This is a genomic window from Sphaerotilus sp., from assembly GCF_041083715.1.
Taxonomy (GTDB): domain Bacteria; phylum Pseudomonadota; class Gammaproteobacteria; order Burkholderiales; family Burkholderiaceae_C; genus Sphaerotilus.
The window spans coordinates 1-9,018 of the sequence record NZ_JBFPGY010000207.1; the positions used below are offsets into that span (position 1 = coordinate 1).

Below are 9,018 nucleotides of genomic sequence, written 5' to 3' on the forward strand. Positions count from 1 at the left end.
GGAACTCGGGCGTGAACATGCGCTTGAGATCGCCCATCTCGTCCCCGACTTCACGCGAATTCGTGAAGCCGATGGTCGATTTCTGCAGGTTCTCGGCCCCCGCATTGGTCGTCATGATGATGATGACGTTGCGGAAGTCGGCCTTGCGCCCGTTGTTGTCGGTCAGCGTGCCGTGGTCCATGACCTGCAGCAGCACGTTGAAGACGTCCGGGTGCGCCTTCTCGATCTCGTCGAGCAGCAGCACGCAGTGCGGCTTCTTCGTGACCGCCTCGGTCAGCAGGCCGCCCTGGTCGAAGCCGACATAGCCCGGAGGTGCGCCGATCAGGCGGCTGACCGCGTGACGCTCCATGTACTCGGACATGTCGAAGCGCAGCAGGTCGATGCCGAGGATGTAGGCCATCTGCTTGGCCACCTCGGTCTTGCCGACGCCGGTCGGGCCGCTGAACAGGAAAGCGCCGATCGGCTTGTCCGGCTTGCCCAGACCCGAGCGCGCCATCTTGATCGCGCCGGCCAGCGCGTCGATCGCAGCGTCCTGACCGAACACGACGCTCTTCAGGTCGCGGTCGAGCGTCTTGAGCTTGCTGCGGTCATCGCTGGTGACGCTGGCGGGCGGGATGCGCGCGATCTTGGCAACGATGTCCTCCACTTCGCTGCGGGTGATGCGCTTTTTCTGCTTGCTCTTGGGCAGGATGCGCTGAGCGGCACCGACTTCGTCGATCACGTCGATCGCCTTGTCGGGCAGGTGGCGGTCATTGATGTACTTGGCCGACAGCTCGGCCGCAGCCTGGAGCGCACCCACGTCGTACTTGACGCCGTGGTGCTCCTCGAAGCGCGACTTCAGACCCTTGAGGATCTCCACCGTCTGCTCGACGGTCGGCTCGGCCACGTCCACCTTCTGGAAGCGGCGGGACAGCGCAGCGTCCTTCTCGAAGATGCCCCGGTATTCGGTGAACGTGGTCGCGCCAATGCACTTGATCTGACCGGAGCTGAGCGCCGGCTTGAGCAGGTTGCTGGCGTCCAGCGTGCCACCCGACGCCGCACCGGCGCCGATCAGCGTGTGGATCTCGTCGATGAAGAGGACCGCGTGCGGGTGTTCCTTGAGCTGCTTGAGCACGCCCTTCAGGCGCTGCTCGAAATCGCCACGGTACTTGGTGCCAGCCAGCAGCGCGCCCATGTCGAGCGAGTAGACCGTCGATTCGGCCAGCACATCGGGCACTTCGCCTTGGGTGATGCGCCAAGCCAGGCCTTCGGCGATCGCCGTCTTGCCGACTCCAGCCTCGCCGACGAGCAGCGGATTGTTCTTGCGCCGGCGACACAGGATCTGGATGACCCGCTCGACCTCGTGCTCGCGACCGATCAGCGGATCGATGCGGCCGTCGCGCGCCGCCTGGTTCAGGTTCTGGGTGTACTGCTCCAGCGGAGTGCCCTTGCCGCCGTCGCCCTCGTCCTTGTCGCCTTCCGAGGCAGACGCGCCGGACTCACCCGGCGCCTTGGTGGGCTCGGGCGGATCGGACTTGCGGATGCCGTGCGCGATGAAGTTCACCACGTCAAGCCGCGTCACGCCCTGCTGGTGCAGGTAGTAGACCGCGTGCGAATCCTTCTCGCCGAAGATCGCGACCAGCACGTTGGCGCCGGTGACCTCCTTCTTGCCGTTGCCAGTGGATTGCACATGCATGATCGCCCGCTGGATCACGCGCTGGAATCCGAGCGTGGGCTGCGTGTCCACCTCGTCGGAGCCGCCGACCGTGGGCGTGTTCTCCTTGATGAACTGCGTCAGGCTCTTGCGCAGATCTTCGAGGTTGGCTGCACAGGCGCGCAGGACTTCGGACGCCGAAGGGTTGTCCAGCAGGGCCAGCAACAGGTGCTCGACCGTGATGAACTCATGCCGCTGCTGGCGCGCCTCGACAAACGCCATGTGCAGACTGACTTCCAACTCTTGCGCAATCATGCGACCTCCATAATGCACTGGAGCGGGTGTGCCGCTCGTCGTGCCGCTGCCAGAACCAATTCGACCTTTGTCGCTGCGACATCCCGGGTATACACCCCGCAGACCGCCCTGCCCTCATGATGGATCTTCAACATGATCAAGGTGGCGGCGTCGATGCCGTGATGGAAGTGCTCTTGCAGCACCATGACCACGAACTCCATCGGTGTGTAATCGTCGTTGAGCATCACGACTTGATAGGCACGTGGTGGTTCAACCCGCTGCTGCTGTCGTTCCTCGACGACAGCACCCTGCCCGTCGGCAGGTGGGTTGGGGGATTTCGGTATTTCCGGCGTGTTGCTGGCCATGAATGCATTCTATCGGTCGCTCGGACTCCTCGCGCCGACGGGGTCAAGACGGCATGGATCGAAAGGGTTCCACGTTGATGCACGCTCCCCCAACAGCGTCACGGCAAACGCGATGACGACCTCCTCAGATTCTTGACAGCTTTTCTCACGATCCTCAGAATCTTGACAAAATTATTGGGATTTTCGTTGGGAAACTGGAGAACAAAACGATGGCTATTGGCATGGTCAAATGGTTCAACGATGTGAAGGGTTTCGGATTCATCGAACCCGAAGGTGGCGGAGAGGACGTGTTCGCCCATTTTTCCGCCATTCAGATGGACGGATTCCGCACGCTCAAGCAAGGCTCGCAGGTGAGCTATGAACTGATCGATGGCCCGAAAGGCAAGCTCGCACAAAACATCTGCGCCGTGCAACCCGATTCACCACGGACGGCGCCCCTGGCTCAAGCCGACAACACCGACACCTGACACCCGCTGAACGCCCATGAAAAAAGCCCGCGCAAGCGGGCTTTCTCTTGGGTGTGCCAACAAGCCTGGCACGTCACATGTGGGCGATCATCACCTGGCCGAAACCCGAGCATGACACCTGGGTCGCCCCGTCCATCAGGCGGGCGAAGTCATAGGTGACCTTCTTGGAGGCGATCGCGCGCTCCATCGACGCCAGGATCAGGTCGGCCGCCTCGGTCCAGCCCATGTGGCGCAGCATCATCTCGGCCGACAGGATCTCGGAGCCGGGGTTGACATAGTCCTTGCCGGCGTACTTGGGTGCCGTGCCATGGGTGGCCTCGAAACAGGCCACCGAGTCCGACAGGTTGGCGCCCGGGGCGATGCCGATGCCGCCAACCTGTGCAGCCAGCGCGTCGGAGATGTAGTCGCCATTGAGATTCAGCGTGGCGATGACCGAGTACTCGGAAGGACGCAGCAGGATCTGCTGCAGGAACGCGTCGGCGATCGAATCCTTGACGGTGATGTCCCTGCCCGTCTTCGGATTCCGGAACTTGCACCACGGGCCGCCATCGACCAGCTCGGCCCCGAACTCCTTCTGCGCCAGCCCGTAGGCCCAGTCGCGGAAACCACCTTCGGTGTACTTCATGATGTTGCCCTTGTGCACGATGGTCACGCTGGGCTTGTCGTTGTCGACGGCGTACTGCAGCGCTTTGCGCATCAGGCGCTCGGTGCCCTCGCGCGAAACGGGCTTGATGCCGATGCCCGAGGTCTCGGGGAAGCGGATCTTCGTGACGCCCATCTCCTCCTGCAGGAACCTGATCAGCTTCTTCGCCTTGTCCGATTCGGCCGCGTACTCGATGCCGGCGTAGATGTCTTCCGAGTTCTCGCGGAAGATGACCATGTCGATCTTGTGCGGCTCCTTGACGGGCGAAGGCACACCCTTGAAGTACTGCACCGGGCGCAGGCAGACGTACAGATCGAGTTCCTGGCGCAGCGCGACATTCAGCGAGCGGATGCCGCCGCCGACCGGCGTGGTCAGCGGCCCCTTGATCGAGACCACGTACTCGCGCAGCACGTCCAGCGTCTCGGCCGGCAGCCACACGTCAGGACCGTAGATGCGGGTGGCTTTCTCGCCAGCGTAGATTTCCATCCAGTGGATCTGGCGCTCGCCGCCGTAGGCCTTGGCAATCGCCGCATCGACCACCTGGATCATCACCGGGGTGATGTCGAAACCGGTGCCGTCGCCTTCGATGAACGGGATGATCGGGTGGTGCGGGACGTTCAGCGAGAAATCCGCGTTGACGGTGATCTTCTGCCCGTCGGCAGGCACCGTGATGTGCTCGTACATGGTTCCGGCTCCGTGATGCGGTGGGTGAACTTGTTCTGTTCGGGGTCGAAAATGATTCTATGTCAGGCACACCAGGCGGCCAGGGTGTCCGTCCAGAGCGCATGTCCGAACGACCAGCCCACCAGCACCACGATGGTCGCTCCCGCCATCCGCAGCGACAGCGACGCTGGCGATATCCCCCCACCGGTACCCGCGGACCGCAGAGCAGCCGGCACCCAGCGCAGCCAGAGCGCGGGCCCGGCAAGCAGCCCAAGCGCACTCGTGGTCGCAAAGACAGCCATGACCATGGCGCCCTCGCCCGGAGTCGAGGCGACCGATGCCATCAGCAGCGCCGCATGCAGCAGCCCGCAGGGCAAGGCCGGCCACAGCAACCCCCAGGCAGCGGCCTTCACCTCGCCGGGCATGCGAATGCGGGCGGCGCCGTCCGGCAGCGCAGGACGGCCGCGCTGCTCCAGCCAAGCGGCCAGGCTCTCGGGCAGCGCACCTTTCAGGAGCATCCACAGCCCCAGCAGCAGCAGGAAGATCTGGAGCCCGGTCCAGACCGGCCTCAACCAGCCTGCCGAAGCAGCCAGCCAGCGCAGCCCGCCCACCAGCGAGGCAGCCAGTGCCCCCGCCACGGCATACGCCACCAGACGCCCCGCCAGCACACCCGCCACAGCCCCCACCGGCTGCTGCGGCTTGCAGCGCCGGGCAATCGCCGCACAGCCCGCCCCGCACATCGCAGCGCAATGCGGTGTACCAGCCAACCCCATCAAGGCCGCCGTCAGCAGCAACGCACCTGTCATCCGATCCCCTTGATCCGCTTCAGATCACCTTGGAAAACCGCTCCCGGCTGCGGTCGGCGCGCAGGTGCCGGTCAAAGACCATCGCCACCGAACGCACGAAGTACCAACCCAGCGGCGTGACCTCCAGCCCGTCATCATGGAGCGTGACGAGGCCGTCGCGCTCCAGATCCTGCAGCGACTCCAGCTCCTGCGCGAAATACTGCTGCACGTCGATCAGGTGCGCCAGCGCCACCGACTCGTAGCTCAGCCGCCCGTGGCACATGATGGACATGATCACCGCCCGTCGCACCAGATCATCGCGCGTCAGCGCCAGCCCGCGCACCACCGGCAGCGCGTCGCCCTTGAGCAGGTCGTAGTACTCGTCCAGCGTCTTGGCATTCTGGCTGTAGGTGGCCCCTACCCGCGAGATGGCCGACACACCCAGGCCAATCAGATCGCAGTCCGGCTGGGTGCTGTAGCCCTGGAAATTGCGGTGCAGCCGCCCCTGGCGCTTGGCCTGCGCCAGTGCATCCTCGGGCAGCGCGAAGTGGTCCATGCCGATGTACTGGTAGCCATGGCTGACGAAACCGGCCAGCGCCTGTGCCAGCATGCCGACCCGGTCCGCCCCGGTCGGCAGTTCAGCGGAGACGATGCGCCGCTGTGGCTTGAAGCGCGTCGGCAGATGGGCATAGCCGTACATCGCGATGCGGTCCGGCCGCAGCAGCGCCACCTGGCGCACCGTCCGCTCGAAACTCTCGGGCGTCTGGCGCGGCAGGCCATAGATCAGATCGACGTTGATCGACTCGAAGCCCAGACGCCGTGCGTCGTGCATCAGCGCCTCGACCTGCGCGTGCGGCTGCACCCGGTGGACGGCCTGCTGCACCGCCTCGTCGAAGTCCTGCACGCCGAAGGAGATCCGGTTGAAACCCAGGTCCTTCAGCAGCGCCATCCGGTCGCGGGTGACCGTGCGCGGATCGATCTCGATGGAATGCTCACCCTGGGGCAGCAGCCGCACCCGGGTCGCGATCATGTCCATCACGTGACGGAGTTCGTCGTCGTCGAGGTAGGTCGGTGTGCCACCGCCGAAGTGCAGTTGCGACACCTGCGGCGCCTCGCCCAGCGCGCGGCAGACCAGGTCCAGCTCGTGTTCCAGCGCCTTCAGGTAGGCCGCCACCCGGCTGTGGTCACGCGTGACGATCTTGTTGCAGGCGCAGTAGTAGCAGACCGACTCGCAGAACGGCACATGCACGTAGATCGACATCGGCACCCCTGCGCCACCCACGCCGCCCAGATCCCCGCGCTGCGCCAGGGCCTGCACGGAATGATGGGCAGTGAACGCTTCGACGAACCGGTCTGCCGTGGGGTAGGAGGTGTAGCGCGGCCCCGGCACATCCATGCGCGCCAGCAACGCATCGGTCAACTCCGGCGTGGCCACGGCCAGGCTCGGCGCACCAGATTCGGCCGAAGTGTCAGTGCGGCCACGGGAAAGTGTCGTATGTTCCATGGCACGCACTGTGCCGCCCTCGCGCCCGCCAGCCTTGACACAGCTCAAGTGTGCTGCACAGCAGATGCACAAGAATCAAACAAGCTTGATCAACAGGGTTTGCAACATGCACGAAACGTCTACCACCCCCCGCCTGGATGCGCTCAAGGTCGCCTGCTCGGCCTGCAACCTGCGCGAGCTGTGTCTGCCTGTGGGTCTGTCGGACGAGGAGTTGACTTCGCTGGACAACATGATCGGCACCCGCCGCGCCGTGCGCCGCGGGGAAAGCCTGTTCCACGCAGGCGAAACCTTCGCGGCGCTGTACGCGGTGCGCACCGGTTTTTTCAAGACCATCGTGTCCGCGTCCGATGGGCGCGAACAGGTCACCGGTTTCCAGATGGCCGGCGAGCTGCTCGGCCTGGACGGCATCAGCACCGACCGCCACTCCTGTGACGCCATTGCACTGGAGGACTCGCAGGTCTGCATGATTCCCTACGGCCAGCTGGAGACGCTGTCGCGCGAATTCACGCTGCTGCAGCACCAGTTCCACAAGATCATGAGCCGCGAGATCGTGCGCGACCATGGTGTGATGCTGCTGCTGGGCAGCATGCGCGCGGAGGAGCGTCTGGCAGCCTTCCTGCTGAACTTGACGCAGCGTCTGCAGGCACGCGGCTTTTCGCCGTCAGCGCTGGTGCTGCGCATGACCCGCGAGGAGATCGGCAGCTACCTGGGCCTGAAGCTGGAAACGGTCAGCCGGACTTTCTCGAAGTTCCAGGACGACGGCATCCTCGAAGTGAAGCAGCGCGACATCCGCATCCTCGACCAAGCGGCGTTGCAGCAGGTGGTCAACGCGGCCAATTGCTGACCGCGGCACCATCCGCCATCCGCCACGGGCCACTCAGAGGTGGTTGCGGTAAGGCTTGTTGAGGACGTTCGGTTCAACCAGGATCAGCTGCGTCAGCGCACTGCCCAGCGCGATCACCACCCAGAACACGAAGAAGGCCACGGTGTAGACCGCCTTGCGGTCGGCCTCCACGGCGGATCCGCCGAGCCAGTGCAACTCGCCAGGATCGACCAGCGAGAACACCAGCATCTCCAGCACGCCGGCCATCAGGAAGGCCGGCCACATCACCGCCGCCAGCCGCCGACTCGGCGCCGACAGCGGCGGCACCACGTCTGCCGGCTCGGCCGCCTCGAACCGTTCGACCTCTTCGTCGGACGCAAGAAGCGGATCGGTCGCTGTCATTTGACGCCCCCGGTGGCGGCATGGTTGCGGGCTTGCATGGCCGGCGAGTGTGTGGCATCGACGGTGGCCACCGTCGCGGACTCCAGCACCGGGTCCGGATAGCGGATCGCCAGCCCGAGCGTGACGAAACTGGCCACGACCACGGTGAGCGGGCCGCCGATCACCAGCCACACCATCTTGTATTTCCACCAGGGCATCGTGTCGGTGCTGGAAGGGGTCGGGTTGCGTGTCGTCATGTAGGAACTCCTGGGCAAATACGGTCGCGGACGCTCGTGAACGGTCTCAGCGCGGCACGATGAAGGTCGACTTCTCGCGCACCACCGCTGGCGCGCCCTTGGCATCCACCCGCTCGACATCGAAGTGGATTTCGTGCGAACCAGGGCCGGCCTGGGTGGCGGTCTCGAAGCTCGCCTGCACGGAAACCGTTACCCAGCGCGCCTCGGCGGGTCCGATCTCGATGTCGGCGGTCTGGTCCACCTGGAGGTCCGGCAAGCCACTGGCGGCGACGCGGAAACGCTGCGGCTGCTCGGTGGCATTCATGATCTGCAGGCGGTAGACGTTCTCGATGCGTCCTTCGTCGACGATGCGGGCCAGCGTCGCCCGGTCGCGCACCACGTCCACTCGGAACGGCGAACGCAGCCACAAGCTCGCACCCACGGCGCCAACGATCAGCACGAGGATGGCCGTGTAGATCAGCACCCGCGGCCGGAAGGCCCGGCGCCACATCTGGGCGGGCGTGAGGTGCTGCTGCAGGCTGTGCTGCGTGGCGTAGCGGATCAGGCCGGGCGCGTAGCCCATCTTGTCCATGATGCCGTCGCAGGCGTCGATGCAGGCCGAGCAGCCGATGCACTCGTACTGCAGGCCGTTGCGGATGTCGATGCCCGTCGGGCAGACCTGCACGCACACGCCGCAGTCGACGCAGTCACCCAGTCCCCTGGACTTGGGATCGACCTTCTTGCCACGCGCGCCGCGCGGATCACCCCGCTCGGCGTCGTAGCTGATGATGAGCGTGTCCTTGTCGAACATGGCGCTCTGGAAACGCGCGTAGGGGCACATGTACTTGCACACCTGCTCGCGCATGAAACCGGCGTTGCCATAGGTGGCGAACGCATAGAACAGCACCCAGAACCATTCCCACGGACCGAGGCCCAGCGAGAGCGTCGAGGCGGCCAGCGACCGGATCGGAGTGAAATAGCCGACGAAGGTGAATCCCGTCCACAGCGCGAACAGGATCCACACCAGCTGCTTGCCGCCCTTGCGCAGCATCTTCTCGCTGGTCCACGGCCCTGCGTCCAGGCGCATGCGCTGGGCACGGTCACCTTCGAAGCGGTGTTCGAACCACAGGAAGATCTCGGTGTAGACCGTCTGCGGGCAAGCGTAGCCGCACCACAGACGGCCGGCCACCGCCGTGAACAGGAACAGCGCGTACGCGGAGATGA

At 64.9% G+C, this 9,018-nt stretch carries 10 protein-coding genes; 2 read left to right on the top strand and 8 right to left on the bottom strand.

The window, feature by feature from the left end; genetic code table 11:
• Together AB3X43_RS09140 and clpS are read right to left on the bottom strand one after the other, a co-directional pair.
• Positions 1-1,948, bottom strand: a 1,948-nt coding sequence (locus tag AB3X43_RS09140; protein WP_369429535.1) for an AAA family ATPase, incomplete at its 3' end; no start/stop codon positions are given.
• Positions 1,945-2,292, bottom strand: coding sequence for an ATP-dependent Clp protease adapter ClpS (gene clpS, locus AB3X43_RS09145; RefSeq protein ID WP_369429536.1), 348 nt, complete (start codon positions 2,290-2,292; stop codon positions 1,945-1,947). The genes clpS and AB3X43_RS09140, both read right to left, overlap by 4 nt.
• Before the next feature lie 209 nt (positions 2,293-2,501).
• On the opposite strand from clpS, the gene AB3X43_RS09150 reads away from it, so the two are divergent.
• A complete protein-coding gene (locus AB3X43_RS09150) occupies positions 2,502-2,759 on the top strand; it encodes a cold-shock protein (protein ID WP_369429537.1) in 258 nt (85 codons plus the stop codon).
• A gap of 73 nt (positions 2,760-2,832) precedes the next feature.
• On the opposite strand, the gene icd is transcribed toward AB3X43_RS09150, so the two are convergent.
• From icd to hemN, 3 genes are all read right to left on the bottom strand, one after another.
• The gene (gene icd / locus AB3X43_RS09155; protein WP_369429538.1) at positions 2,833-4,086 is read right to left on the bottom strand and encodes an NADP-dependent isocitrate dehydrogenase; all 1,254 of its coding nucleotides are present in this window, start codon (positions 4,084-4,086) and stop codon (positions 2,833-2,835) included.
• A 62-nt stretch (positions 4,087-4,148) separates the two neighbouring features.
• Complete coding sequence (locus AB3X43_RS09160; protein ID WP_369429539.1) at positions 4,149-4,871, bottom strand: urease accessory protein UreH domain-containing protein; 723 nt, start codon at positions 4,869-4,871, stop codon at positions 4,149-4,151.
• Positions 4,872-4,890: 19 nt separating this feature from the next.
• Positions 4,891-6,291 carry an oxygen-independent coproporphyrinogen III oxidase gene (gene hemN / locus AB3X43_RS09165; RefSeq protein WP_473965097.1) on the bottom strand — a complete coding sequence of 467 codons (1,401 nt, stop codon included), beginning with the start codon at positions 6,289-6,291 and terminating at the stop codon, positions 4,891-4,893.
• A gap of 169 nt (positions 6,292-6,460) precedes the next feature.
• On the opposite strand from hemN, the gene fnr reads away from it, so the two are divergent.
• On the top strand, positions 6,461-7,198 hold the full coding sequence (gene fnr / locus AB3X43_RS09170; protein ID WP_369429541.1) for a fumarate/nitrate reduction transcriptional regulator Fnr: 738 nt from the start codon (positions 6,461-6,463) through the stop codon (positions 7,196-7,198).
• A gap of 33 nt (positions 7,199-7,231) precedes the next feature.
• On the opposite strand, the gene AB3X43_RS09175 is transcribed toward fnr, so the two are convergent.
• The 3 genes from AB3X43_RS09175 to ccoG form a co-directional block, all read right to left on the bottom strand.
• Positions 7,232-7,579 (bottom strand): hypothetical protein, encoded by a 348-nt coding sequence (locus AB3X43_RS09175; RefSeq protein ID WP_369429542.1) that lies wholly within the window; start codon positions 7,577-7,579, stop codon positions 7,232-7,234.
• Positions 7,576-7,815 carry a hypothetical protein gene (locus AB3X43_RS09180; protein ID WP_369429543.1) on the bottom strand — a complete coding sequence of 80 codons (240 nt, stop codon included), beginning with the start codon at positions 7,813-7,815 and terminating at the stop codon, positions 7,576-7,578. The genes AB3X43_RS09175 and AB3X43_RS09180 overlap by 4 nt, the downstream gene beginning before the upstream one ends.
• A 46-nt stretch (positions 7,816-7,861) precedes the next feature.
• The coding region (ccoG, locus tag AB3X43_RS09185; protein WP_369429544.1) for a cytochrome c oxidase accessory protein CcoG at positions 7,862-9,018 on the bottom strand (1,157 nt) is incomplete at its 5' end.